We start from the raw sequence: 24,685 nt of genomic DNA on the forward strand, positions 1-24,685 counted from the left end.
CTACTTCGCCGCCGGAGCGTTGCCCCAGTCCGGGGTCAGCCAGGAGCCCTTCTCCATGGGCAGCGGCACCTGGTTGTTCCCGTCGGCGGTCATCACCCACAGGTGCGCGGCGCCGTTGCGGTTGGTGCTGAACATGATGAGCCGGCCGTTGGGGGAGAAGGTGGGCTCCTCGTTGTTGCCCTGGTCCTGCGTGAGGCGCGTCACCTTGCCCGTGTCCACGTTGACGGTGAAGAGGTCGAACGCGTTGCGCTCGTCGCGAGCGGTGAAGGCGATGAGGTCCCCGCGCGGCGACCAGTCCGGCGTCTGGTTGTAGTTGCCCTGGAAGGTGAGCCGCTTCACGCCGGAGCCGTCCGCGTTCATCACGTACACCTGCGGGCTGCCGCCCCGGTTGGACACGAACGCGATGCGCTTGCCGTCCGGCGACCAGGTGGGGCTGGTGTTGAGGCCGTAGGGCGTGTCCGTGATGGCCTTCGCGCCGGAGCCGTCCGCCGAGGCGACGTAGATTTGCGCGCTCTCACCCTCCGCCAGCGCGTAGGCGATGCGCTTGCCGTCCGGCGAGTACGCGATGCCCGTGGCCATCTGGCCCTCGGTCACCAGCGGCTTCGCCTCGCCGCCGGGAGACTGCACGTAGATGTCCGGCCGGTTCTTCCGGTAGGACGTGTACGCCACCTGGCCGGACGGGCTGAGCGTGGGGAGGATGTGCGTGCCCCCCTTGGTGAGCGCCTGCGCGCTCATGCCGTCCCAGTCCGCCACGAACACGTCGCGGTTGGCGCCCGCCTTGCGCACGTAGGTGATGCGGGACAGGAAGGGGCTCGGCTCGCGCGTGAAGTGCCGGTAGAGCGCGTCCGCCAGCGTGTGCGCCAACTGCCGGGGCTCCCCGGCCGGCGCGTCCTTGGCCACCTTCAGCTCCTCCTTGCCCGTGGCCACGCTGAACAGGCGCAGCTCGCCGCGCAGCGCGCCGCCGTCCTGCGCGAGCGACACCTTCACCAGCGACTCCGCGCCCACGTCCGCCCAGCGGCTGAAGTTGATGCTGCCCGCCGTCATGCCCTCCTTGGCGTCCGCGGTGAAGCTGTTGCGGTCCAGCACCTGGAAGATGCCGGAGGCGGTGAGGTCGTACGTGAAGGCGGTGTCGAAGGACTGGGCGGACTTCTTGTCCGCGCCCTCCTGCACCACGGGCGCGGGGGCCGCGAGCGGCAGCGGACGGAAGTTCGCGCCGGAGATTTCGATGACGGGCGCCTGCGCCAGCGCCAGCGCGGGGACGAGGAGGAGCGACAGCAGGAGGGCTTTCATGGGCTGAACACCAGGACGACGCCGTTCTTCTGGAGCGCGTCGCGAAGCGCATCGGGGGGAGGAGAGAAGGGGGAGGCCTTGCGCACGGCGGCCACCACCGCCGCGTCGAACAGCTCGTTGCCGCTGGCCTTGGCCAGGCTCACGTCCAGCACTTCACCCGCGCGGCCCAGCTTCATGGCCACCTGCGCCTTGAGGTACAGGCGCTCCGCGTCGGGGATGGTGTCCGCCACGTTGTAGTGACGGCGCACCTGGGACTTCAAAAGGCCGTAGTACCGCTCGCCCTCCGCCACCGCGGAGTCACCGTCCGGGTCGCCGTCCTCGGCGCCCTCCAGCTCCTCCGGCTCCGTGGGCTTCGCGGACTTGTCGAACGCGCCGAAGAGCTTCTTGCGCCGGTCCTCCGCGGACGCCTCTCCCTTCTGGGGCGCGGGGGCCGGGGCGGGCTTCACGCCGGGCACCGCCACGGCGGCCGGGGAGGGCGCGGGCGTTTCCGCGGGAGGCGTGGGCGTGGGCTTCGCCACGACCTCCTTGGGCGGCGGCTGCGCCACTTCCTTGCGCGGCAGCAGCTTGGGGTCGCGCGGCTTGCCCAGCCGCACCAGCGACGCGTTGATGGGCTTCTGGTCCAGGTTCAGCTTCGGCGCGGACGTGAAGTTCGCGTAGAGCAGCGCCGCCGCGACCACCGCCACGTGTCCCACGACGGAGACGACGAGGAAGCGCGACAGCCGCGTGGGCCGTGACACCAGCAGGCTGTGGGAAACCGCGGAGCTCATGGGCTAGCGCTTCGCCTCCTTGGGCTTGCCCTTGGCCGCGGGGGCGCCCTTGCCGGAGTTGGACGCCTTGGAGCCCGTGGCGGGTTCCGTGATCATCCCCACGTTGGCGATGCCCGCGCGCTGGGCCGCGGCCATCACCTCCACCACCACGCCGTACGGCACGTCCCGGTCCGCGTGGAGGTACACTTCTTTATCCGCCTGCGCCTTGGCGTTGGCGGCGAGCTTCGTCTCCAGCTCCTCCAGCGCGACCTCCGCGTCCCCGATGTAGACCTTGCGCCCCACGTCGATGGAGAGGACGACCTTCTTCTCCGTCGCCTCCACCGGGGCCGCCTTGGTCTCCGGGAGGTTCACCTTCACGCCCTGCTGGATGAGGGGCGCCGTCACCATGAAGATGATGAGCAGCACCAGCATCACGTCCACCATGGGCGTGACGTTGATCTCGCTCATGGTGGTGCGGCCACCGCCGCCCTTGCCTCCGCCCATGCCCATGTGCCGGGTCTCCTAGCGGAAGAAGTGCCGCTTGATGATGTTGAGGAAGTCCGCGGAGAAGTTGGACATCTCCGTGTCGAACACCTTGATGCGGCTGACGAACGAGTTGTACGCGACCACCGCCGGGATGGCCGCGAACAGCCCCGCCGCCGTGGCGAAGAGCGCGTTGCCCACCGGCGCGGCCACCGTGGCCAGCGTGGCGTTGCCCTGCTCCGCGATGTTGTTGAACGCGCCCAGGATGCCAATCACCGTGCCGAACAGCCCCACGAACGGCGACGCGGCGCCCACCGTGCCCAGGAAGGACACGCGGTTCTCCAGCTCCGTGATCTGCGCCGTGGCCGCGCGGTTGAGCGCGCGCTCCACGTTCTCGATGCCGCCCAGCTTGGCGCTCATCGCGGCCTCGGCGCCGCCGTCCTGGGTGCCCGTCTGCGCCAGCTTGCTCAGCTCCTCGTAGCCCGCGCAGAACACCTTCGACAGCGGCGAGCCCTCCAGCTTCTGGGCGGACTGGTAGATGGCCTCCAACCGGGACGCCTTCCAGAACGTGTCTAGAAAGGTAAGTGACTGGGCGCGCGCACGCGACAGCTGGGTGGCCTTCATGGCGATGAGGGCCCAGGAGGCGACCGAGACGGCCATGAGGAGCAGGAGCACCGCGAGCTCGATGAACGACGCGTCGCGGATGATCTCCACGTAGTTCATGGCGCCAAAGGCCAGGGGCAGGTGGGGTATCATGGGGTCCAGCGCGTAACATTCCGTCCTCGGGTGGGTCAAACCCGCCGACAACGCCCGGTTGCTTTGGACGGCACTGAATAATTCCCGGGGTTGGTCGTCTGGAGGGGTGTTCCGGGCCGACGACCTCACCCATCCCGAACCACGGATGCCCATCATGAACGCGAGAACGCTCGCCGCATTCCTCTGCTTCTCCTCTGGACTCACTGGCTGCGTCGTTGAAAGCAACCACCCGCGCTACCCCGGCGACGTCCGGATGTCGTGGAGCTTCGACGGCGCCACCTGCGGCCAGATGCGAAACATCGACGGTGTGGACATCTACATCGACGGCGAGATCCTCGAGGGTGACGGCAAGTATCCCTGCTCGGCGAACGGCTTCGACGGCATCGTCCTGCACGACTTCGCGCCCGGCACGTACTCGTTCACGGCGCAGGCGGTGGACTACAACGGCGCGGCGGTCTACTCGTACCGCGGCACGTTCTCCGTGGACGGCAACGTGGCCGTGTCCATCAACTTCAACACGGGCAACACGGGCGCCACCTCCTACGCCTATGTGAACTGGCTGTTCCCGACGGAGGCGGGCTCGTACTACCCCTCCTGCGCCCAGGCGGGAGTCGCGTACGTGGATGCCCGGGTGGATGACGGCGCGTGGGCGCGCTTCAACTGCAACCAGGGCAGCCAGGGCAACTCGGTGGAGACGCCGGAGATCGCCCCCGGCCAGCACTACCTGGAGATCGTCGGCGTCGACGCGTACGAGCGGCCCCTCTACTACTACGGGGGCGGCTTCACGTCGCAGGCGGGCATCCCGGCCTCCATCACGGCGAACACCTGGGTCATTGGCGGCGCCGCGGTGGGCTGGCAGCTCTATGAAGGCGCCACGCGGCTCAGCTGCAACCAGGCGGGCGTGAGCGAGGTGGGCATCAACTTCCAGGACGTGCACACCAACGAGTGGGTCTACGGCGAGGCGGGGCAGTGGTTCTCCTGCAACGAGTCCCCGGCCATCTTCGAGTTCCTGCGCCCCGGTGAGTACTTCGTGTCGCTGCAGGCGAACGGCACGGGTGGCCGGCGCTACATCTCGCCCCGGGGCGCGGACATGCTGAGCCTGCGGGTCTACGCCCACGACTTCCCGAGCGCGGCGGAGGCCGCCATCGCCCCGCTCGACCGCGTGCAGTAGTCGCCGCGCCCACCCGGAAGCGGGCGTCATGAAAGGGTCGGAGGCCTTCCAGGCTTCCGGCCCTTCATGCGTTAAAGGGGCACGCGGCCGGTGCGGGGGGCGTTGGCATCAAACGTGATAGGGACTCACCCCATGCGGCAAGACAGCCACGGTCCCATCGGCGTGTTCGACTCCGGCATCGGAGGGCTCACCGTCCTCAAGGCGCTCATGGCGCGGCTCCCCCACGAGCGCACGCTCTACCTGGGGGACACCGCGCGGGTGCCCTACGGCACCAAGTCCGGCGAGGTGGTGACGCGCTACTCGCTGAAGAACGCGGAGTTCCTCCTGGAGCGCGGCATCAAGCTCCTGGTGGTGGCGTGCAACACCGCCTCCGCCGCGGCGCTGCCCGCCCTCCAGGCCGCGCTGCCGGTGCCGGTGCTGGGCGTGATTGAACCTGGGGCCCGCACGGCGCTCCAGCGCACCCGGGGCGGCGGGGTGGGAGTCATCGGGACGCCGGGCACCGTGCGCTCCGGCGCGTACCAGCGGGCGCTGGAGGCGGGCAACCCGAAGGTCTCCGTGAAGGCGACGGCGTGCCCGCTCTTCGTGCCCCTGGCGGAAGAGGGGTGGACGACCGGCGACGTGCCGCTGCTCGTGGCCCGCGAGTACCTGGCCGGCTTCGCCCGCGACGGGGTGGACACGCTGGTGCTGGGCTGCACCCACTACCCGCTGCTCAAGGGCGTCATCGCCGAGGTCGTGGGGCCGCACGTGTCGCTGGTGGACTCGGCGGAGGCCACGGCGGAGGCGGTGGCGCAACTGCTGGAGGAGAAGGGGCTGCTGGCGCCGGCTTCCGGGCCCCGGCACGGAGGCGCGCCGGAGCACGCCTTCTTCGTCACCGACGTGCCGGAGCGCTTCGTGGAGGTGGGGGCCCGCTTCCTGGGGCGCCCCATCCCTTCCGCGGAGCAGGTGGACCTGCGCTTCTAGGCGGCCTGGCCGCCCGGGGTGCGGCGGCTTCAGCGCACGGGGGGCGTGGAGACGCTCGCCGTGGGCTCCTCGGAGGAGGACTTGAGCAGCTCCTTGGCGGCCTGGATGACGGGCACCTCCTGGGCGCCGTCCACGGCGACGAGCGCCTGGGCGGCCTCCGTGCCGATGTCGTCCTGGCGCGGCAGCTGGCCGGTGGCCCAGGTGATGAGCCGCTCCATGAGCGGGAAGAAGTGGATCATCTTCAGCGGCCGGTTCATCCAGCCCACGGTGATGCAGTAGTACTGGTTGAAGGGCTTGGTGTGGTGGATGCGGTGGTGGTCCGGCGGCAGGATGAGGTGCACGCGCTGCAGGAAGTTGATGATCGCGGGCGGCTCATCCAGGTGCGACCACTTGTGGAACTGGTTGGTCGCCATCACCCAGAAGATCATCGCGCCCAGGAACGCGGCCAGGAACACCCAGCCCGGGCCCGCGAGCGGGATGGCCACCGCGAGCGCCGCCACCGGCAGCGACACGAGGCAGTTGTTGCCGTTGGTCTCCACGAAGTCGTGGCGGGTGATGGCCTTCTCGTCCACGTGGTGCTCGCGGAAGGGGCGGATGAACGCCTTGCCCAGGATGGGCATCTCCGTGGAGCCCCACGTGTCGCCCATCCAGTGGACGAAGCCGGACACGAAGTCCGCGGCCAGGTAGCCCAGCACCACCGCCAGGGTCAGCATCCACGGCCCGGTGTGGTGGGTGTTCCAGAGCTTGTAGACGAGCGCGCTCTCCAGGCCCACGAACGCGATGATGGAGGCGATCTCCATGGCGCGGATGGCGGGCGAGTAGCCCTGCGCGAGCGCCTGGGCATCCTGCAGGCGGACCTTGTCCGCGATGGTGTCCGGCTTCTTCATCGTTGGTCGTTCCGGCCGCGGCAGGGAGGGAGGGGCTGACGGCGCGATCGTCAGAACGGTTTACGTACCCCAGGCCATTTCAGCTTTTCAACAGAGGCCCCCATGCCCGGCAGGCTGGTGGACCCGTGCGGATCCGCACACCGAGCGTCGCGGAAGGTGGCGGACGCACACCCCGGGGAGCGGGCAGGCACGCGGAAAAGAGGTGCGGGACGCGTGACGCTTACCTTGTGAAGCCTGGACCCCGCTGCTACGGTGCCCGACCTCGGCAATGGCGAAAACCTTCGAAAAAGCCGTCACCGGCTTCAATCACAACATCAAGCACAAGGGGAAGGTCTACCACGTCCAGACCGAGGACTCGGGCGTCAACAACCCCCACATCATCACCCACCTGTTCGTGGGTGGGAACATCCTCGCGTCCAAGAAGACGTCCTACGCGGACATCCTCAACGCGGAGAACCTGGCGGAGGTCGTGCGCGAGTTGATGGAGGAGCAGCACAAGGAGATGCTGCGCAACCTCATCAACGGCGTGTACGACAACTACGAGTCCACGGTCCGTTCGTACCAGCCGGGCCAGCTCGCGACGGACGCGGAGATGGCCGCGCAGCCGAAGCTGCCTCCGCAAGCCCCCGCGCAGCCGCGTCCCCCCACGCCGCCTCCGCCGCCCGTGGCGGCCCCCGTCTCACAGCTGCCTCCGGAAGTGGCCGCCGCGCGCGCCCTCAAGGAGAAGCCGCGCATCAACGAGGTGGGCGTGGAGACGCTCTTCGGAGAGGACCTCATCTCCGAGAAGAGCCTGGACGAGGTCATCCTCAGCTACCTGGCGAGCGAGGGCGAGCCCTCGTAGTCGTCGCGCCCGTCCCGTTCCTGGGCGGGCTCCAGGGGCGTGGTAGTCTGACCGGAGGGCCTCGCGCTTCTCCGGACATGATCCAGTTCTTCCACGTCTACAAGGCGTATCCCGGCGATCCGCCGGTGTTGCAGGACATCAACCTGAACGTGGAGAAGGGCGAGTTCGTCTTCCTCACCGGCCCGTCCGGCGCCGGGAAGACGACGCTGCTCAAGCTCATCTTCTGCGGGGAGAAGGCCACCAAGGGGCAAATCCTGGTGGGCGGCAAGAACATCGCGCGCATCCGCGAGTCGGCGGTGCCGTACCTGCGGCGCAACATCGGCGTGGTGTTCCAGGACTTCAAGCTGCTGCCCCACCGCAGCGTCGCGGACAACGTGGGCTTCACGCTGGACGTGCTGGGCGTGCCCCGCCCGGAAGGACGCGAGAAGGTGCTCCGGATGCTCAAGCTGGTGGGGCTGGAGCACAAGGCGAACTCGCTGCCCCTCAGGCTCTCCGGTGGAGAGCAGCAGCGCGTGGTCATCGCGCGCGCGCTGGTGAACGACCCCACCATCCTCCTGGCGGACGAGCCCACGGGCAACCTGGACCCGGCGCTCACCGTCGAAATCATGGACCTGCTCACGGACATCAACATCCGGGGCACCACGGTGATGGTGGCCACGCACGACGCCACGCTCCTGTCGCGCTACCAGAAGCGCACGGTGCGCCTGGAGCGCGGGCTCATCGTCTCCGACGAGGACGGCGTCAAGGCGGCGCGGCGGATGCTGGTATGAGCGTGCTGTCGAAGGCGGCCTACTTCTGGCGCTCGGCGGCCGGGGGGCTGAAGCACGCGCCCTTCGTGCACTTCATCGCCGTGTCCACCATCGCCATCGCGCTGTTCGCGGCGGGGCTGGCGCGGGGCGCGTCGCACGTGGTGGACAACCTGCTCGCGTCGCTGGGCGGCGAGGTGGAGGTGACGCTCTACCTGGCGCCGCAGCTGGGCGAGGACGAGGTGCACGGCGTCCACACGCGCGTGGTGGAGCTGAGCCACGGCGAGGTGACGGTGGTGCCGCCGGAAGCGGCGCTGAAGCGGCTCAAGCAGGAGCTGGGCGACCTGGGCGAGGCGCTGTCGGAGCTGCCGGAGAACCCGCTGCCCGCGACGCTGGAGCTGCGCGTGCCGGAGGCGCGGCGTTCCCCCGCAGCGCTGGCGGCCCTGGCGAAGGAGCTGCGCGCGCTGCCGGGCGTCACCGGCGTGGACTACGGCGAGGCCGCGGTGGAGCGGCTGTCCGCCATCGCCCGCGCGCTGAGCTTCGGGGCGCTGGTGGCGCTGGTGGTGGTGCTGGGGACGACCATCGTCATCGTGGCGGCCACGCTCCAGCTGGCCATCTATTCGCGGCGCGAGGAGATTGAGATCCAGAAGCTGGTGGGCGCCACGGACCGCTTCGTGAAGGCGCCGTTCCTCCTGGAGGGCCTTCTCCAGGGGCTCCTGGGCGCGCTGGTGGCGGTGGGCGGGCTGTGGCTCTTCGGGCGGCTTCTGGGGCCCACGCTGGGCTCGCTCTTCGCGTTCCTCCTGGGGCCGGGCGTGGCCGCGCCGTGGGTGGAGACGCGCACCGCGCTGGAGCTGCTCGCGGCCGGCTGCGCGCTGGGGCTGGGCGGCAGCTTCGTCGCGGTGGGGCGCTTCCTGCGCGTATGAGACCGGGCGCGGAGGGCACCGCGGCAGGGCTGTGGTCGCGTCTCGGGGCGGCGCATCCCTTGCGTCGCGGCGGAGCGCTGTCATCGCGCATGAGGCGCTTCACGTGGCTGGGGGTGCTTCTGGGCGCGAGCGTCGCGTTCGCCCAGCAGGACGAGGAGGCGGAGCGCGCGGCCATCCGGGAGAAGCTGGCCGTGCAGCGCGCGACGCTGGCCCTGGTGGAGGCGAAGAAGCTCTCCGTGCTGGAGGGCATGGAGCTGATGGAGGACATGGCCGCCTTCTCCCGCCGCCGCGTGCGCGCGCTGGAGGGCGACCTGAACCTCTTCCGCCGCCGCGTCGCGCTCGCCGAGCGTGAAGAGGCCGTGCTGCGCGAGGCCCTGCGCGCCCAGCTGCGCCGGCTGTCCCCGCGCCTGCGCACCCTGTACCGGCTCCAGCGCCGCCGCCCGCTGGAGGTCCTCCTGTCCGCGGACGACTTCGCCGCGCTCATGTGGCGCGCCCGCGCGCTGGAGGCCAGCATGGCGGGCGACCTGGAGCTCTTGCGCACCGTGCAGCACGTGGCCACCCTCCAGCGGCAGGCGACGCTGGAGCTGAAGCGGCTGCACACCTCGCTGTCCCAGCGCGTGGCCTTCCTCCAGCAGCAGTCGAAGCAGGCCCAGGCGCAGCAGGAGGCGCTGGAGGAGGTGGTGGGGAAGCTGGCCGGCGAAGCGGAGCTGGCGAAGCGCGCCGTGCGCGAGCTGGAGGGCGCGGACGCGGAGCTCACCCGCATGCTGGTGGACCTGCACGAGGCCCCCGCGACGAGCGGCTTCGGCGCCCTGAAGGGCAAGCTGCCCCGGCCCGTGGCCGGCATCGTGGAGGTGGGCTTCGGCCGCGTGGTGAACCCGCGCTTCAACACCGTCACCGTGCAGAAGGGCGTGGACATCCGCGCCCCGGCGGGCACCCCCGTGCACGCGGTGGCCGAGGGCACCGTCGTCTACGCGGGCTGGCTGCGCGGCTACGGCAACCTGCTCATCGTCGACCACGGCGACGACTTCCACACCCTGGTCGCCCACCTCTCCACCATCGCCGTCGCCGTGGGCACGCGCGTGACCCCGGGGGACGTGGTGGGGGAGGTGGGAGACACCGGCTCCCTCAAGGGCGCCTACCTGTACTTCGAGGTCCGCCGCGCCGGGCAGGCAGTCGACCCCGCCCCCTGGCTGGCCCCCGCCACCGCGGCCGCCGGGACGCCGTGACACTGTCTGTTTTGCTGCGCTGCGTCCAAGCTGAGGGAGCGTTAGAACCCGGTGGTCGTCGGTGGACGAAGGAGGCCCTCGCGTGGACCTGATGGGTGGGATGCAGGAAGCGATGCGCCGCGTGCTGGTGGCGCGGGGTGTGGAGTCGGAGACGGTGACCGTGGGTGGGCAGGCGGTGCACCACTACGCGCTGGAGGGGCAGGGCAAGGGGCCTCCGGTGGTGCTGGTGCACGGGCTGGGCGGCTCCGCCAACGGCTTCGGCCGCACGTTCTTCGGGCTGGCGAAGCGCTTCTCCCGCGTGCTCGCGCCGGACCTGCCGGGCCACGGCTTCTCCGGCGAGTACTGCGGCGGTCCCACCTGCGTGCGCAGCCAGTTCGACGTGCTGCGCGCCTACTTCGAGGAGGTGGTGAAGGCGCCCGCCCTCGTGGTGGGCAACTCGCTGGGCGGGGCCATGGCCGTCAACCTGGCCTCCGAGCATGCGGCCTGGGTGAAGGCGCTGGCGCTGGTGGCCCCCGCGGGCGCGGAGCTGACGCCGCAGGCGCTGGCGGCGCTGCTGGGGCACTTCGCGGTGAAGTCGAGCGCGGATGTCCGCGCCCTCACGCGCAAGCTCTTCCACCGGCCACCCCTGGGCGCGCTGCTGCTCGCGCCGGCGCTGAGCAGGCTCTACACGACGCCCACGGTGCAGGCGCTGGCGGCGGATGCGCTCGCGACGCAGGCGAGCATCGCGCCCCAGGCGGTGCGGGATTTGAAGATGCCGGTGCTCTTCCTCTGGGGCGGCAGTGAGCGGCTCCTGCCTCCGGAAATCCTCGCCTGGTACCGGCAGCACCTGCCCGCCCAGGCGGAGGTGCACGTGGTGGAGGGCTTTGGCCACGTGCCGCAGATGGAGCGGCCGGACGCGTTCGTGTCCCACCTGGTGGGCTTCGCGGACCGGACCCGCCTCTAAGGGCGGGAATCGTCCGGCGGGCCGGGTGTAGACTCGGGGGGCCTTGCGACGGTTCCCTCCACCCGACCCCCGAGGACGCGCTCCCGTGACCCGTTTCCCGAAGCCGTGGCGCATGGGATTCGCCGCGCTCCTCTTGTGGGGCGCGCCCGCGCTCGCGCAGAAGCCAGGGGACGCGGCCGGTCGGGAGGAGTCCGCGTACCGCCAACTGGAGCTGTTCGCGCGCGTCCTCTCCTACGTGGAGAACAACTACGTGGAGAGCGTGGACCGCAAGACGCTCATCCAGGGCGCCATCCAGGGGATGCTCGACACGTTGGATCCGCACACCGTCTTCATGCCCCCGGAGGTGTTCCGGGAGATGAAGATCGACACGTCCGGTGAGTTCGGCGGCCTGGGCATCGAAATCGCGCGCAAGGGCGACCGGCTGGTGGTGGTGGCGCCCATCGACGACACGCCCGCCGCTCGCGCGGGCATCAAGGCCGGGGACGAGCTGCTCGCCATCGACGGGGAGAGCACCCAGGGCATGGACCTGGGCCGCGCGCTCCAGAAGATGCGCGGGCCGGCGGGGGGCCGCGTGCTGCTCACGCTCATGCGCGCGGGCTTCAACGCGCCCCGGGAGCTGGCCATCCTGCGCGACCACATCCGCATCGTGTCCGTGGAGAGCGCGCTCTACGGAGGCATCGGTCACGTGAAGGTGAAGAACTTCCAGGACCGCACGGACCAGTCGCTGAGGAAGGAGCTGGACCGGCTGCGCGCGCTCAACGGCGGCAAGGAGCTGGACGGCCTGGTGCTGGACCTGCGCAACAACCCCGGCGGCCTGCTGGACCAGGCCGTGGCCATGAGCGACCGCTTCCTGCCGGGCAACCTGCCCATCGTGTCCACGCGCGGGAGGGACGGCCGCAACGCCTCCGAGGAGAAGAGCCGCGACCGCGACACGGAGAAGGACTACCCGCTGGTGGTGCTGGTCAACGCGGGCAGCGCCTCCGCGTCGGAGATCGTCGCGGGCGCGCTCCAGGACCACGGCCGCGCGGTCATCATGGGCACGCAGACCTTCGGCAAGGGCAGCGTGCAGACCATCATCGAGCTGGAGGACGGCTCCGGCCTGAAGCTCACCATCGCGCGCTACTACACGCCCAAGGGCCGCAGCATCCAGGAGAAGGGCATCACCCCGGACTTCCTGGTGCCGGAGGACGCCTCCGGGAAGGCGGGGGGTAACGCGCCGCGGGAGAAGGACCTGCGGGGCCACTTCAAGGCGGAGCCGTCCCAGACGACCTCGGAGGTCGCCGCCCAGCCCCGGACCCTGCCCGCGAACCTGAAGGACTGGGCGGTGACCGCGAAGCTCGCGGATCCACAGCTCAAGGTCGCGCTCAACTATCTCCATGGGTTGGCGCCAGGGCCCGCGTCCCGGGCCTCCGGGAGCACGGCGGGTCGCTGAAACCCCTTTCGATGCTGGCGTTCCGCCGCGCAGTGCGTGTAATGCGCACAGCAACGAGGGAGACCGGATGCGACGTCCTTTCAATCGCGCGCTGCACGCGACGCTCAGTGGCTGGCTGGTGGGAATGCTGGCCGTGGGCCCCGCCGCCGCGCAGCAGCAACACGTACCGCTGCGGCTGGTGCCGCGAACGCTGCCGGCGGCGGCGGGCCCCCGCGTGGCGGTGGTGGCCATTCCCGTGGATGCCTCGCTGGAGGGTGAGGCGCTGGCGCTGACGCACTGGGCGGAGCAGGCCGTGGCCCGCTCCGGCCGGCTGGAGCTGGTGCGGCTGACGGACGCGCTGGACGCCCAGGGCGCGGCCGCGCGCCAGGCGAAGGCGGTGGAGGGCAACGCCGCGTTCAAGGACGGCGCCAAGGCCTACGACGAACTGGACACCGTGAAGGCGCTCCAGAGCTTCGACAAGGCGGTGAAGTCCTACGAGCAGGCGGACCTGTCGCGCGCGTTCCCGCTGCTCAGCCGCGCGCGGGTGATGAAGGCCGCGACGCAGGTGGCCAACGGGGAGAACAAGGCCGCGGAGCTGGAGATGCGCGGCGTGCTCGCGGTGGATCCACGCGCCACCTTCAACCCCAACTTCTTCCCGCCCGAGCAGGTCGCCTTCGTGGAGAAGGAGCGCAAGGCGCAGCTGGACGGCGCGCAGGCCGCGCTGCACGTGACCACGCAGCCCGCCGCGCAGGTGTTCGTGGACGGCACCTACCGGGGCGTGTCCCCGCTGGCGCTCACGGGCCTGACGCGCGCGGACCACTACGTGACGCTGCTGGCGCCGGGCTACGCCGTGACGGAAGGGCGCGCTCGCGAGGGCGAGTCCTCCTTCACGCTCACGAAGCTGCCGGTGCAGCAGCGCTACGCGGCGCTCGTGGAGCGCATCGCGAAGAACCCCGACGACGAGGAGCGGGACCAGGCGCTGCAGGAGCTGGGCGTGCTCGCGGGCGTGCCGCAGGTGCTGGCGCTGCTGGTGCGCGGCGGTCCGGGCAACGCGCCCCTGACCGTCACCGGCCTGCGCATGGACGTGGCGGACGGCCACAACGTGGCGTACGCGCTGGGCCAGGTGCCGCGCGGCGACGCGATGGCCACGGGCTCCGAGGCGCTCTTGACGGGGCTCGTCGCCCAGGACGCGTCGCGCGTCGACGGCAAGCCGGTGAAGCACTTCGCTGGCGGCGGAGGCGTGAGCCGCAAGACCGCGGGCTACGTGCTGCTGGCCACGGGCGTGGCGCTCCTGGCGGGCGGCATCTACTTCGGCCTGGAGGCCTCCTCCAAGGCGGACGCGTTCAAGACCGCGCCGCAGGGCAGCTCGCGCGCGGAGGACCTGAAGAGCACCGGCAAGACGTACGCGCTGGTGGCGGACATCGGCGTGCTGGCGGGCCTCGTCTCCGCGGGCGCCGGCAGCTACCTGGCGTTCTACAAGAAGGGTGGGGGCTCGTCGTCCAGCGCCCCCGCGAGCCCTCCGGCGGAGAAGGCCGCGCCGGCCCGTGAGGAAAAGCCCATGAAGGAGGCGCTGCCCATGCCGCCGCCTCCGCCCGCCGCGAAGACGGAGCCGGCCCCCAAGGCGAACGCCACGTCCACGCCCGCCACCGAGCCGGCGCCGGAGAAGGCGCCCCCGCCCCCTGTCTTCGAGCCGCCCCCGACGCCTCCGCCCGCGAAGAAGATGACGCGCAAGGAGCGCGAGGCCGAGGCCCGGCGCCAGCGCGAGGAGGAGGCCCGCCTCAAGCGCGAGGAGGAGCAGCGCAAGAAGGAGGAGGAGGCCCAGCGCAAGAAGGACGAAGAGGCGAAGCGCAAGGCGGACGAAGAGGCGAAGCGCAAGGCGGAGGAAGAGGCCCGGCGCAAGCGCGAGGAAGAGAAGAAGCGCCCCAAGCTCGACGAAGACGATCTCCGGAACTACTAGCCATGCGCCGCCTTTCATCGCTCATCGTTCCCTCGGCCCTCGTCATGGGCCTGTCCGCCTGCAGCCTGCTCGTCAGCTTCGACCCCGAAGGCCAGCCGTGCGATCGCGGCCAGTGCCTGGAGGGCTACGTCTGCCGCAACGAGGTCTGCACCGAAGAGGACGGCACCCCCACCGACGCCGGCACGTCCGACGCCGGCACCTCTGACGCCGGCACCACCGACGCCGGTGGCGACACGGACGCCGGCCTCACGGACGGCGGGCTCCTGCCGGACGGCGGCGTCGGCGACGGGGGCTGAAGTCCCCCAACGCCAGGTCCTCACGTCACCGGTCGCCCGTCACGGCGCCGGTGACGGGGCCCTGATGCCGTGGGCCGCCGCGCCTTCGCGTCCCTGTCTTGAAGGGGCCTGGGCGCGGCGCCCTGTAAACACTCCCGCACGTGGCCCGCGGGCCGCGCCGTGTCCCCCCGGACACGGCTGCCTGCCGCCCGGCGCCACCGCGAAACCCCCGTCATTCCAGCCACTTGAACGCGACGTCCGCGCCGGGGAGCACTTCCGGTGCGTGGCATCATCCGTGCTCTGACGCGGGCCCAAGGAGGCATCATCGACATGGGCAAGCGCGTGGGAGTGCTGATGGGCGGGTGGGGCGAGGAGCGGGAGATTTCGCTCAAGACGGGGGAGGCCGTGGTGGCGGCCCTGGAGACCCTGGGGCACACCGTCACCCGCGTCTTCGCGGGCCCGGGCCTGGACCGGGCGCTGCGCGCGGCGGACATCGACGTGGCCTTCCTCGCGCTGCACGGCCGCATGGGCGAGGACGGCCGCGTGCAGGGCCTCTTGGAGCTGCTGGAGATTCCGTACACCGGCTCCGGCGTGCTGGCCTCCGCGCTGGCCATGGACAAGCCCATGGCGAAGAAGCTCTTCCAACTGCACAACCTGGCCTCGCCCCGGGGCTACCGGGTGGCCCGCGAGGACGCGGAGCGCGCGCTGGAACTGCACGGCGACAGCGGCTTCCCCTGCGTGGTGAAGCCCGCGAAGGGCGGCTCGTCCGTGGGGCTGTCCGTGGTGCACGACGCCGGGGCGCTGGTGCCCGCGGTGGTCCAGGCGTGCCGCTTCGGCGGCGAGGCCCTGGTGGAGCGCTTCGTCCAGGGCCAGGAGGTGACGGTGGGCATCCTCGGCGACAGCGTGCTGGGCAGCTGCGAGGTGTCCTACCCGCGCGAGGGCTTCGACTACGAGGCCAAGTACAAGGGCGGCGGCGCCCAGTACTTCCTGCCGCCCCGCCTGTCCGACACCCGCCGCGTCAACGTGGAGTCGCTCGCGCTGGCCGCCTACCGCGCCCTGGGCTGCCGGGGCTATGGCCGCGTGGACCTGATGTGCTCCGAGACGGAGAACGACGTGGTGCTGGAGGTGAACACGCTGCCGGGCTTCACGCCCACCAGCCTCCTGCCGAAGATCGCCGCCCGCGCGGGCCTGGACTTCCCCGCGCTGGTGCAGGGCGTGCTGGACCGCGCCACCCGTGACGAGTCGCACGTCGCGGAAGCACCCACCCTCGTGCCCGCCGCGCCCGTGCCCCTGCGCGTCGCGCGCTAGGTCCTCTGTCGCCCGGAGCACCTGGGACGTCGTCCCGGCATCGCCCCGACGCAGGGAAGAAGGGGGTGACAACCTGCGTCAAAACCGCCGTTCAAAGCCTCTCGAATCCGGGGAATAGTTTGACACGACCCGGGTCGCTCCCTATTGTCCGCCGGCGATCAGTAGCCGGAAGGTCAAAGCCCTGTCTTTTCGGGCACATACGGGGCGGGGCTCAGCAGACCCACAGGCGGCGGTCAGCGTGAGCGGTCGGTCGGCATGCCGCCACGTCTGGTAGGACCGCTGGCGCCAGTGCCAGCGGGAGGGGCTGAGCGTCACCGATGACCACCGTCGAGATCATCTTCCTGGCAGTCTACTTCAGCTTGCTGAGCGTGCTGGGAGTCTACGGCTCCCACCGCTACCGCATGGCGTTTCTGTATTACCGCCACAAGTTCAAGCTGCCGACGCCCAATGGCACGCTGAAGGCGCTGCCTCGTGTAACCATCCAGCTGCCCATCTTCAACGAGATGTACGTGGTGGAGCGTCTGGTGGAGTCGGTGTGCCGCATCGACTACCCGCGCGAACTGCTGGAGATCCAGGTGCTGGACGACTCCACGGACGAGACGTGCGCCATCGCGCGCGCGTGCGTGGAGCGCCACCGGCAGAAGGGCCACGACATCGTCTACATCCACCGCGTCAACCGCTCGGGCTTCAAGGCGGGCGCGCTGGAGAACGGCCTCAAGCTGGCCTCGGGCGAGTACGTGGCGGTATTCGATGCGGACTTCGTCCCCAGCCCCGACTTCCTGATGCGCACGGTGCCCTTCTTCGCGGACGCGAAGGTGGGCATGGTGCAGGTGCGCTGGGGCCACCTGAACCGTGAGTTCAGCATCCTCACGCAGGCGCAGAGCATCTTCCTGGACGGGCACTTCATCATCGAGCACACCGCGCGCAACCGCGCCGGCTGCTTCTTCAACTTCAACGGCACCGCGGGCATCTGGCGCCGCGGCACCATCTCCGACGCGGGCGGCTGGCAGCACGACACGCTCACGGAAGACCTGGACCTGTCCTACCGCGCGCAGCTCAAGGGCTGGCAGTTCATCTTCCTCCCGGAGGTCATCTCCCCCGCGGAGGTGCCGGTGGACATGAACGCCTTCAAGAGCCAGCAGCACCGCTGGGCCAAGGGCTCCATCCAGACGGCGAAGAAGCTGCTCCCCACCATCCTCAAGAGCGACCTGCCGCTGCTGGTGAAGCGCGAGGCCTTCTTCCACCTCACCAACAACATGGCCTACCTGCTGATGGTGCTCCTGTCCGTGCTGATGCCCATCAGCATGGTGGTGCGCTTCCAGCACGGCCTGTACGGCACGCTGTTCCTGGACCTGCCGTTCTTCATCACCGCGACGGCCAGCGTCTGCGTCTTCTACGTGGCCGCCCAGCGCGAGCGCGGCGTGAAGGGCTGGGAGCGCTTCAAGTACCTGCCCTTCCTGATGAGCCTGGGCATCGGCCTGGCCATCAACAACGCGAAGGCCGTGGGCGAGGCGCTGCTCAACCAGCAGTCGGGCTTCGCGCGCACGCCGAAGACGGGCGCCGAGGGCAAGAACGTCAAGGCCGTGAAGAAGAGCTACCGGGGCAGCAAGACGCTGATGCCGGTGGTGGAGCTGCTCTTCGCCGCGTACTTCACCGGGGCGCTGTGGTTCGCCATCGACTCGCGCATCTACACGTCGGTGCCCTTCATCATCCTGTTCCTGGCGGGCTTCCTCTACGTGGGCGTGTCCAGCCTGCTGCAGGGCCTGGCGGGCCGGGCGAAGGCGCCGGACGCCGCCCCCGCCGTGGCGTCCTCCGAGGAGCAGCCGCGCCAGGCGGCCTGAGCCCTTCGCGCTCCTTCGCTGTCCACCTCGCGCCGCCGCTTCCCTCCTGGGTTCCCAGGCGGGGGAGGGCGGCGCGGTGCTTTTGCGGGCCCTACATGCCCGCGTCGGGCGCGCCGCGCAGCAGCACCTGCTCCTGGCGCACCGGGGCGGGGCCGGAGGTCGCGGGGCGGCAGCCTTCATCAATGGCGGTGCTGGACGCGGCCCTCAGCGTGAGGCCGGCGTCGGTGCAGGCCACGGCCTCCGTGGGGAAGGCGACGGGGCAGGGCGTCCCGGAGGCGCTGAAGCCGGTGGCGCGCGTCTCGCCCACGAAGCCCTCCGGCGTGCGGTGGAGGACGATGCCCACGGAGCCCGCGTCCGGGGACTCCACGCCGCCGTCCGCCCACGCGCGCACCACCGCGAGTGAGAGGGTGCGGCCGTCGTCCTGACCCAGGTAGCGGAAGGCCGGGTTTTGCGCGTGGTGGTAGTCGCCAGACAGGTCCTTCTCACAGCCGGGCGGCACGTGGATGGGAGGCGGCACGGAGGCCGTGGCGGTCTCCACCCGGGGTGGGGCCTTGCCCGGACAGGCCGCGAGCGAGAGGACACAGAGGCCGAAGGGGAGGGTGACGAGGGCGCGGTGCATGGGGCGCGGATATTCTCCCAACGGACGGCCGGGTGGGACGGTGTTTGCTTCCCCTGGGATGACTCTCTAACCTTCGGCCCAAGATGAGTCTTCGCCGCTTCGCCATCCTGTCGCTTGTCGCCACCCTGGCGCTGCCGTCCGCTGCGTTCGCCCAGGACATTGATGATCTCCTGGGCCCCTCGGAGACGAAGCCCACGAAGTCCAAGGGCACGAAGCCCAAGACCGCGAAGCCGCCGAAGCCGACGGCCAAGCGCAAGACGCCGCCGAAGCCGACGGCCAAGCGCAAGGGCAAGACGGGCAAGAACGCCGCCACGGCCACCGTCGAGACCCCGGCCCCCACGACGGCCACGCTCGCGCTCAAGCTGGGCAGCAACGCGCGCGGCGCGAAGGTGACGGTGGACGGCCAGGAGGTGAACCCGCAGACGCCGCTGGAGCTGACGCCGGGTGAGCACACCGTCGTTGCCCGCCGTCAGAACTATTCGGACTTCAACCAGCAGGTGACGCTGGCGCCGGGCCTGACGACGGAGCTGATCATCTCGCTGGAGGCGGCCACGGGCTTCGCCACCCTGCGCGCGGACGCGCCCCGCACCGTGGTGTTCGTGGACGGCAACCGCGTGGGCCCCACCCCCGTCGATAACTACCCCCTGGCGCAGGGGCCGCACGAAATCGAGTTCCGCGCGCCGGGGCTCAAGGACGTGAAGAACATCACCGTGCGCGCCGGTCAGCTCTACGTCGTGGAGGGGCGGCTGCGTCCCTCGTCTGACACGCCGACGGCGGTGGCGCGGGCGGAGGATGTGCCGCGCTCGACGATGCTGCAGCCGTCGAAGCCCTCGGAGTCGCCGGTGGAGCAGCCGGGCCTGGCGCTGGGCGCAGAGCAGCCGCCGGAGGTGAAGGAGAGCTCCAGCAAGTCCTGGTACCAGAAGTGGTACGTCTGGGTGGGCGTGGGCGTGGTGGCCGCCGCGGCGGGTGCCGGTGCCTACGCGATGACCCGCGGCCCCGCGGAGCTCACCCCGAACGAGGTGTGTGGCGGAACGTGTGACGGCGACATCGGGTTCTCGGGCCTGCGCCCGGCGCTGCCCGCGAACGGCGTGCGCTTCTGAACGACGCGCGGGGCGGACGTCCTCGTCCGCCCCGGTGGCGATAGCACCGGGGCTGCTTCATTGGCCCCGCAGGTCGTCCTCGGAGCGGCCCGCGCCGGGCTCCAGCCGCAGGAAGACGTTCGTCACGCGGCCCACGCCCCAGTAGTCCAGCGCGGTGACGCGGAGGCGGAAGGGCTCGGACTCCGGCAGCAGGCCGCTGAGGTCTACCTCGTTGGGCTCGAAGCTGAAGGCGCGCCGGCCCACGTTGTCCACCTGCTCGTTGCCGACGAAGACGCTGTCCGCGAAGCCCACGGCGGCGCGGCGCGACACCTTCCCCTTCGTGTCCAGCACCTCCAGCAGGAGGAAGTTGTCCACGGCGAAGCCCTGCTTGCAGGCCGCGTCTCCGCAGAGGCGGGCCTTGGCGCCGTCCAGCAAGAGCTGCGGCGTCTCGCCGGTGGCGACGACGCGCGGCGTGCGCTCGCCCTCGCGGGTGTCCACCTCCACGTCCTCGCGCCGCTGCTCCAGGCTCGCCGTCTCCCGCTCCGGCGTGGCGCTCAGCAACTGGACCGAGCGCGCTTCGGGCGGCGCGGCGACGGTGGACGGGGGGACCTGCTTCGCGCAGGCCAGGAGGCTCAGCGCGGCGGCGGAGAGGGTCAACGTTCGCGAGTGGCGCACCCGGAGGCTTGTAGCGAGCGGCCCTGGACGGGGTCAATTAGCATGCCCCCCATGCGGACCCTCCCCGGATGGCGGCTGCTGTGTGCGTTGGTCGCGGGCCCCGTGGCCGCGGCGACACCTCCCGCTCCCGCGATCCCGGGCGCGGGCAGCGTGGCGCCAGAGGTGCAGTTGTGCCTCCAGCACCTGAAGCCGGAGGAGCGGGACCGGGCCGCGCGGGCGCTGGGGCCGCTGGAGTCCGTGCCGCTCTACCGCGTGCAACTGGAGGTGGAGCCGAAGGAGCGGCGCGTCTGGGGCAAGGTGCAGGTGGAGCTGGTGGCGAAGGGCCCCAAGCCGGTGACGGAGCTGTACCTGCGGCTGACGCCCAACACCCGCTCCCGCCAGGTGACGCTCTCCGGCGCGAAGCTCAACGGGAAGGCCGTGGCGCTGGAGCTGGGGCCCGAGCCCACGTTGCAACGCATCCCGGTGGAGCCGCCGGTGCCTCCGGGCGGCACGGTGTCGCTGGAGGTCTCGCTGAAGGGCACGGTGCCGAAGGCCGCGCCGGGCGCGGAGTCGCTGATGGGCGCGGGCGGGCTCCTGGGCGGCGGCGCGAAGGGCGGCCCGGATGACCATGGCGCCTTCTCCGCCACGGCGGACGTGGTGAGCCTGGTGGGCGTGGTGCCGCAGGTGCCGCCGGTGGATGACCGGGGCCAGCCGTGGGCCGGCCCGCAGGGCACGGGAGACCTGGCGCTGTACGAGCCCGCGCACGTGCTGGCCACGCTCACGGTGCCGTCGGGCTGGGCGGCGCACTCCACCGGGACGCCCATGGGCGCGGTGCCCGAGCGCGACGGCCGGGTGCGCTACAGCTTCGCGGCGGCGGCGGTGCGCGACTTCCCGGTGCTGGTGACGCGCGGCTACCAGTCCGCCACCGCCACGGTGAACGGCGTCACGGTGGAGAGCCACTTCGCGGCGCGGGACGCGGCGGTCGGCAAGCGCGTGCTCAAGTACGCGTCGCAGGCCCTGACGGAATTCGAGAAGCGGCTGGGCCCGCTGCCCTACACCCACTTCCGCGTGGTGCAGGCGCCCCTGAGCGGCGGCGCGGGCGGCATGGAGTTCCCGGGGCTGGTGACGGTGGGCACGTCCCTCTACCGCGCGAAGCAGGACCCCCTGTCCATGCTGGTGGGCATGCCCGGCATGGAGGCCTTCCAGGAGCTGCTGGACGCGCAGGGCGGCGCGGGGATGCTGGCGCAGGTGAGCTCGCAGGTGGGCGCGTCCCTGGAGCGCACGTTGGAGTTCACCGTGGCGCACGAGGTGGCGCACCAGTACTTCGCGGGGCTCGTGGGTTCGGACCCCATCCACGACCCGGTGGTGGACGAGTCCCTGGCCCAGTACGCGGCGCTCCTCTACATGGAATGGGCCCACGGCCCGGAGGCCGCCGAGTCCCTGCGCAACGAGGCCCTGGTGATGCCCTACCAGTTCTTCCGCCTGACGGGCGGCCGCGACGGCCGCGCGGACCGGCCCACGGGCGACTTCGACGGCGGCGAGCTGGAGTACGGCGCGCTCGTGTACGGCAAGGCGCCGCTGCTGCATCACGCGTCGCGCAAGCTGGTGGGGGACAGCGCCTTCCTCAAGGCCCTGCGCGCGTACGTGGACACGTACCGCTTCAAGTGGGCGTGCAAGGCGTGCTTCACCCAGGAGCTGGCGAAGGCGAGCCCCGCGAACGCGAAGGCGCTGACGCAGCTGCGCACGCGCTGGTGGGAGGAGGCCCACGGCGATGAGGACCTGGGCGCGGCGGACCTCCAGGGGCTGATGGAGGCCATGGGTGGCGACATGGGCATGGGCGGCGTGAAGCTGGACGCCCAGACGCAGGAGCTGCTGGAGCAACTGCTGCCCCAGTTGATGGGGCAGTAGGGCTTTTTCAGTCGAACAGCGCCTGCACGAACTCGCGCGGCTCGAAGCGGCGCAGGTCGGCGATCTTCTCGCCCACGCCCACCCAGACCACGGGCAGCTTCAGCTCGTCGCAGATGCCGATGATGACGCCGCCCTTGGCGGTGCCGTCCAGCTTGGTGAGCGCGATGGCGCTGACGCCCACGGCCTCGTGGAACTGCTTGGCCTGCTGGATGGCGTTCTGCCCGTTGGTGGAGTCCAGCACGAGCAGCACCTCATGGGGCGCGCCGGGCAGCGCCTTGTCCATCACGCGCTTGACCTTCTTGAGCTCCTCCATGAGCGGGGCCTTGGTGTGCAGCCGGCCCGCGGTGTCCGCGATGATGACGTCCGCGCCCTCCGCCTGGGCCTTCTTCACCGCCTCGAAGATGACGGCGCTCGGGTCGCCGTTCTCCGGGCCCTTCACCAACTGGGCGCCCGCGCGCTCGGCCCACACGTCCAGCTGCTCCGTGGCTGCGGCGCGGAAGGTGTCACCCGCGGCGAGCACCACCTTCTTGCCTTGGCCCGTGAGCTGCGCGGCCAGCTTGCCGATGGTCGTCGTCTTCCCGGCGCCATTCACGCCCACCACCATCACCACGTGCGGCGGGCCCCCGCCCTCCAGCGAGCGCGGCACGGGCAGGTCCACCATGCGCGCCACCTCGTCGCGGATGGCGCCCTTGATGCGCTCCGGGTCCTTCAGCTCCGCGCGCTTGAGCTTGTCGCGCGCCACCTCCACCAGGTGGTCCGCGGTGCGCACGCCGATGTCAGCGGTGAACAGAATCTCCTCCAGCTCCGACAGGACGGACTCGTCCATGGTGCGCTGTCCGCCGAACAGGCCGTTGAGCCGCGCCATGAAGCCCTGGGTCTTCGTGCGGTCCAGCCCCTGCGCCAGCGTGCGGCCACCCTCCGCCTCCACCTTGGCGCGCGCCGCGGCCTCTTCGGCCTGACGCGCGGCCTCCGCCTGGGCGGCCTCCTGGGCGATGGCCTCGTCGCGCAGGCGCACCGCCTCGACCTGCTCCCGCTTGCGGCGCTCGCGCGTCTCGTCGTCGAGCGCCTTCTTGGCGCGGTACTCGACGCGCTTGGCCTCCTCTTCACGCTCCTTGAGGGCGCGGACCTGCGCCTCCAGCCGGGCCTTCTCCGCCGGGTCCTTCGCGGCGTGGGCGGCGAACGAGGCCGTCTCGCGCTCACGGCGCAGCTCGTCCATGCGCGCGTGCGCGTCATCCAGGTCGCGGCGCCGGGCGAGCTCCGCCTCGTTGGGCGGCAGCTCCACGCGCAGCTCGGGGCGCTCCGCGGGCAGCTGGGGCGCCTCCGCCTCGGGCTTCTTGCCGGCCTCCGGCACGCGCTTCTTGCCGAAGAGCTTGCGCGCCGCCACGAGCGCCACGACGACGAAGACGGCCGCGCCGCCAATGCCGACAATCTCGCCGCCGGTGAGCCCGGTGTCCGACGGGGTGCCCGTGCCCGGCTGCGTCGTCCCGCCGCCGGGAGTGGGGGCGGGGGAGGGGGCGGGGGGGACCTGCGCCAGGAGTGCGTCGAGGGGGCCAAGGGTCTTCATCGCCGCTCCGCATACACCAACGCGCAGTTGGATGCAGCGCCCGTGGCCGGGTAGAACGGCCCTCTGTCATGCGCCTTCCGCCCCTGAACGTCCTGTTGACCGCCTCCGTCCTCCTGGGGACTTCCAGCGCCTGCATCGTGGAGGCCCCCGGCGGGGCCAGCGAGCAGGAGCGCCGCGCGGCCACCGTCACCCAGGTCCCCCCGCTGTCCATCCGCAGCGGCGCCAACCTGGGCGGCAAGGTGGAGGTGGTGGGCGCCTCCGTGCAGCCGGGCCGCATCCCTGCGGGGGACCAGGCCCGCGTCACCGTCTTCTTCAAGGTGCTCCAGCCGATTGAAGAGGACTACCTCGTCTTCGTGCACCTGGAGGACGCGGACGGGCGCATGGAGCGCCTCAACGTGGACCACAAGCCCGCGGGTGGCCTGTACCCCACCACGCAGTGGAAGGTGGGCGAGACGGTGAAGGACGAGTTCGTCATCGCGCTGCCGCAGGGCGCGTCGCCGCGCGCCGTCAACGTGTGGATGGGCTTGTGGGAGCCGCGCAACGACAGCCGGCTGCCCATCACCAACCCGCAGGCGGTGCGCAACGACGGCAAGGGGCGCCTGCTCTTGGCGCAGGTCCCCGTGGGCAAGTAACAGGGAAAAAACCGGAGCGGCCCTGTAAGCCGGGTTCTGTCCCCACCCCTTTCGGGATGGGCGGCGAACATTCATCTAGGGCCCTGGTTGCCCAGGGGCCTCATCAGCGAGCAACCCGAACGCATGGGACGGGCCATCCCTGTCCCCTTTCGGGGACGCGCTCCTATTGGCTCTTGCTCCAGGTGGGGTTTACCGTGCCGTCCGAGTCACCCCGGACGCGGTGCGCTCTTACCGCACCGTTTCACCCTTACCCGCCCCCTTGCGGGAACGGGCGGTCTGTTTTCTGTGGCACTGTCCTGCGAGTCGCCTCGACTGGCCGTTAGCCAGCACCCTGCCCTCTGGAGCCCGGACTTTCCTCCCGCCATCCATGCCTGCGATGGCCGGCGTTCACCCGGACCGCTCCGGCACTCCGGGGGATACAACAGCCAGCCCGGGCGGGTCCACCTTCAGGTTGGGGCGGTGTCG

Annotated in this window: 23 protein-coding genes and 1 other RNA gene; 15 read left to right on the plus strand and 9 right to left on the minus strand. The window is 71.0% G+C overall.

Annotation, left to right across the window (positions count from 1 at the left end; all coding sequences use genetic code 11):
* The 4 genes from JYJ93_RS12145 to JYJ93_RS12160 are packed head-to-tail and all read right to left on the minus strand — an operon-like array spanning position 1 to position 3,275.
* A complete protein-coding gene (locus JYJ93_RS12145) occupies positions 1–1,290 on the minus strand; it encodes an LpqB family beta-propeller domain-containing protein (RefSeq protein ID WP_206789961.1) in 1,290 nt (429 codons plus the stop codon).
* The gene (locus tag JYJ93_RS12150) at positions 1,287–2,057 is read right to left on the minus strand and encodes a cell envelope integrity protein TolA (protein ID WP_206789963.1); all 771 of its coding nucleotides are present in this window, start codon (positions 2,055–2,057) and stop codon (positions 1,287–1,289) included. The genes JYJ93_RS12145 and JYJ93_RS12150 overlap by 4 nt, the downstream gene beginning before the upstream one ends.
* Positions 2,058–2,060: 3 nt before the next feature.
* The gene (gene tolR / locus JYJ93_RS12155; RefSeq protein WP_206789965.1) at positions 2,061–2,546 is read right to left on the minus strand and encodes a protein TolR; all 486 of its coding nucleotides are present in this window, start codon (positions 2,544–2,546) and stop codon (positions 2,061–2,063) included.
* A 12-nt stretch (positions 2,547–2,558) separates the two neighbouring features.
* Positions 2,559–3,275: a MotA/TolQ/ExbB proton channel family protein gene (locus JYJ93_RS12160; protein ID WP_120527931.1), complete on the minus strand. Its 717-nt coding sequence runs from the start codon at positions 3,273–3,275 to the stop codon at positions 2,559–2,561.
* A gap of 154 nt (positions 3,276–3,429) precedes the next feature.
* Here JYJ93_RS12160 and JYJ93_RS12165 point away from each other — a divergent pair, with 154 nt between their 5' ends.
* Positions 3,430–4,446, plus strand: coding sequence for a hypothetical protein (locus tag JYJ93_RS12165; RefSeq protein WP_206789966.1), 1,017 nt, complete (start codon positions 3,430–3,432; stop codon positions 4,444–4,446).
* A gap of 132 nt (positions 4,447–4,578) precedes the next feature.
* The gene (murI, locus tag JYJ93_RS12170; RefSeq protein WP_206789968.1) at positions 4,579–5,406 is read left to right on the plus strand and encodes a glutamate racemase; all 828 of its coding nucleotides are present in this window, start codon (positions 4,579–4,581) and stop codon (positions 5,404–5,406) included.
* 29 nt (positions 5,407–5,435) lie between these two features.
* Here the strand turns inward: murI and carF are convergent, their stop codons facing one another.
* Positions 5,436–6,293 carry a plasmanylethanolamine desaturase gene (carF, locus tag JYJ93_RS12175; protein ID WP_206789970.1) on the minus strand — a complete coding sequence of 286 codons (858 nt, stop codon included), beginning with the start codon at positions 6,291–6,293 and terminating at the stop codon, positions 5,436–5,438.
* Positions 6,294–6,561: 268 nt separating this feature from the next.
* Between carF and JYJ93_RS12180 the strand changes: the two genes are divergently transcribed.
* The 10 genes from JYJ93_RS12180 to JYJ93_RS12225 all read left to right on the plus strand — a co-directional run bounded on the left by JYJ93_RS12180 (position 6,562) and on the right by JYJ93_RS12225 (position 17,764).
* Positions 6,562–7,134, plus strand: coding sequence for a hypothetical protein (locus JYJ93_RS12180; RefSeq protein ID WP_206789972.1), 573 nt, complete (start codon positions 6,562–6,564; stop codon positions 7,132–7,134).
* 77 nt (positions 7,135–7,211) lie between these two features.
* Entirely contained in the window at positions 7,212–7,904 is a 693-nt protein-coding gene (gene ftsE / locus JYJ93_RS12185) for a cell division ATP-binding protein FtsE (RefSeq protein ID WP_121781894.1), read from the plus strand.
* Entirely contained in the window at positions 7,901–8,803 is a 903-nt protein-coding gene (locus tag JYJ93_RS12190) for a permease-like cell division protein FtsX (RefSeq protein WP_014399028.1), read from the plus strand. Before ftsE ends, JYJ93_RS12190 begins: the two co-directional genes overlap by 4 nt.
* An 89-nt stretch (positions 8,804–8,892) precedes the next feature.
* Complete coding sequence (locus JYJ93_RS12195; RefSeq protein WP_206789975.1) at positions 8,893–10,029, plus strand: peptidoglycan DD-metalloendopeptidase family protein; 1,137 nt, start codon at positions 8,893–8,895, stop codon at positions 10,027–10,029.
* Positions 10,030–10,111: 82 nt separating this feature from the next.
* Positions 10,112–10,972, plus strand: a complete 861-nt coding sequence (locus JYJ93_RS12200; RefSeq protein WP_206789977.1) for an alpha/beta fold hydrolase — start codon at positions 10,112–10,114, stop codon at positions 10,970–10,972.
* Positions 10,973–11,057: 85 nt separating this feature from the next.
* Positions 11,058–12,404: a S41 family peptidase gene (locus JYJ93_RS12205; protein ID WP_206789979.1), complete on the plus strand. Its 1,347-nt coding sequence runs from the start codon at positions 11,058–11,060 to the stop codon at positions 12,402–12,404.
* 67 nt (positions 12,405–12,471) lie between these two features.
* Positions 12,472–14,340 (plus strand): PEGA domain-containing protein, encoded by a 1,869-nt coding sequence (locus JYJ93_RS12210; protein WP_206789981.1) that lies wholly within the window; start codon positions 12,472–12,474, stop codon positions 14,338–14,340.
* Between the two features lie 2 nt (positions 14,341–14,342).
* Positions 14,343–14,636 (plus strand): hypothetical protein, encoded by a 294-nt coding sequence (locus JYJ93_RS12215; RefSeq protein WP_206789983.1) that lies wholly within the window; start codon positions 14,343–14,345, stop codon positions 14,634–14,636.
* A 309-nt stretch (positions 14,637–14,945) separates the two neighbouring features.
* On the plus strand, positions 14,946–15,923 hold the full coding sequence (locus JYJ93_RS12220; protein WP_206789985.1) for a D-alanine--D-alanine ligase: 978 nt from the start codon (positions 14,946–14,948) through the stop codon (positions 15,921–15,923).
* 317 nt (positions 15,924–16,240) lie between these two features.
* A complete protein-coding gene (locus JYJ93_RS12225; RefSeq protein WP_206789986.1) occupies positions 16,241–17,764 on the plus strand; it encodes a cellulose synthase family protein in 1,524 nt (507 codons plus the stop codon).
* Between the two features lie 91 nt (positions 17,765–17,855).
* Here the strand turns inward: JYJ93_RS12225 and JYJ93_RS12230 are convergent, their stop codons facing one another.
* Positions 17,856–18,383 (minus strand): hypothetical protein, encoded by a 528-nt coding sequence (locus JYJ93_RS12230; RefSeq protein WP_206789996.1) that lies wholly within the window; start codon positions 18,381–18,383, stop codon positions 17,856–17,858.
* Between the two features lie 83 nt (positions 18,384–18,466).
* Between JYJ93_RS12230 and JYJ93_RS12235 the strand changes: the two genes are divergently transcribed.
* The gene (locus JYJ93_RS12235) at positions 18,467–19,483 is read left to right on the plus strand and encodes a PEGA domain-containing protein (protein ID WP_206790004.1); all 1,017 of its coding nucleotides are present in this window, start codon (positions 18,467–18,469) and stop codon (positions 19,481–19,483) included.
* 57 nt (positions 19,484–19,540) lie between these two features.
* On the opposite strand, the gene JYJ93_RS12240 is transcribed toward JYJ93_RS12235, so the two are convergent.
* Positions 19,541–20,137, minus strand: coding sequence for a hypothetical protein (locus JYJ93_RS12240; protein ID WP_269012796.1), 597 nt, complete (start codon positions 20,135–20,137; stop codon positions 19,541–19,543).
* Positions 20,138–20,179: 42 nt separating this feature from the next.
* On the opposite strand from JYJ93_RS12240, the gene JYJ93_RS12245 reads away from it, so the two are divergent.
* The gene (locus tag JYJ93_RS12245; protein WP_206790006.1) at positions 20,180–22,024 is read left to right on the plus strand and encodes a M1 family aminopeptidase; all 1,845 of its coding nucleotides are present in this window, start codon (positions 20,180–20,182) and stop codon (positions 22,022–22,024) included.
* A gap of 7 nt (positions 22,025–22,031) precedes the next feature.
* On the opposite strand, the gene ftsY is transcribed toward JYJ93_RS12245, so the two are convergent.
* Positions 22,032–23,588 carry a signal recognition particle-docking protein FtsY gene (ftsY, locus tag JYJ93_RS12250; protein ID WP_206790008.1) on the minus strand — a complete coding sequence of 519 codons (1,557 nt, stop codon included), beginning with the start codon at positions 23,586–23,588 and terminating at the stop codon, positions 22,032–22,034.
* A 68-nt stretch (positions 23,589–23,656) separates the two neighbouring features.
* Between ftsY and JYJ93_RS12255 the strand changes: the two genes are divergently transcribed.
* Entirely contained in the window at positions 23,657–24,220 is a 564-nt protein-coding gene (locus JYJ93_RS12255) for a hypothetical protein (RefSeq protein ID WP_206790017.1), read from the plus strand.
* A 9-nt stretch (positions 24,221–24,229) separates the two neighbouring features.
* On the opposite strand, the gene rnpB is transcribed toward JYJ93_RS12255, so the two are convergent.
* An RNA gene (gene rnpB, locus JYJ93_RS12260) (RNase P RNA component class A) lies at positions 24,230–24,623 on the minus strand.
* Positions 24,624–24,685 lie beyond the last annotated feature (62 nt).

The sequence above is a fragment of the Corallococcus sp. NCSPR001 genome, assembly GCF_017309135.1.
In the GTDB taxonomy this organism is placed as follows: domain Bacteria; phylum Myxococcota; class Myxococcia; order Myxococcales; family Myxococcaceae; genus Corallococcus.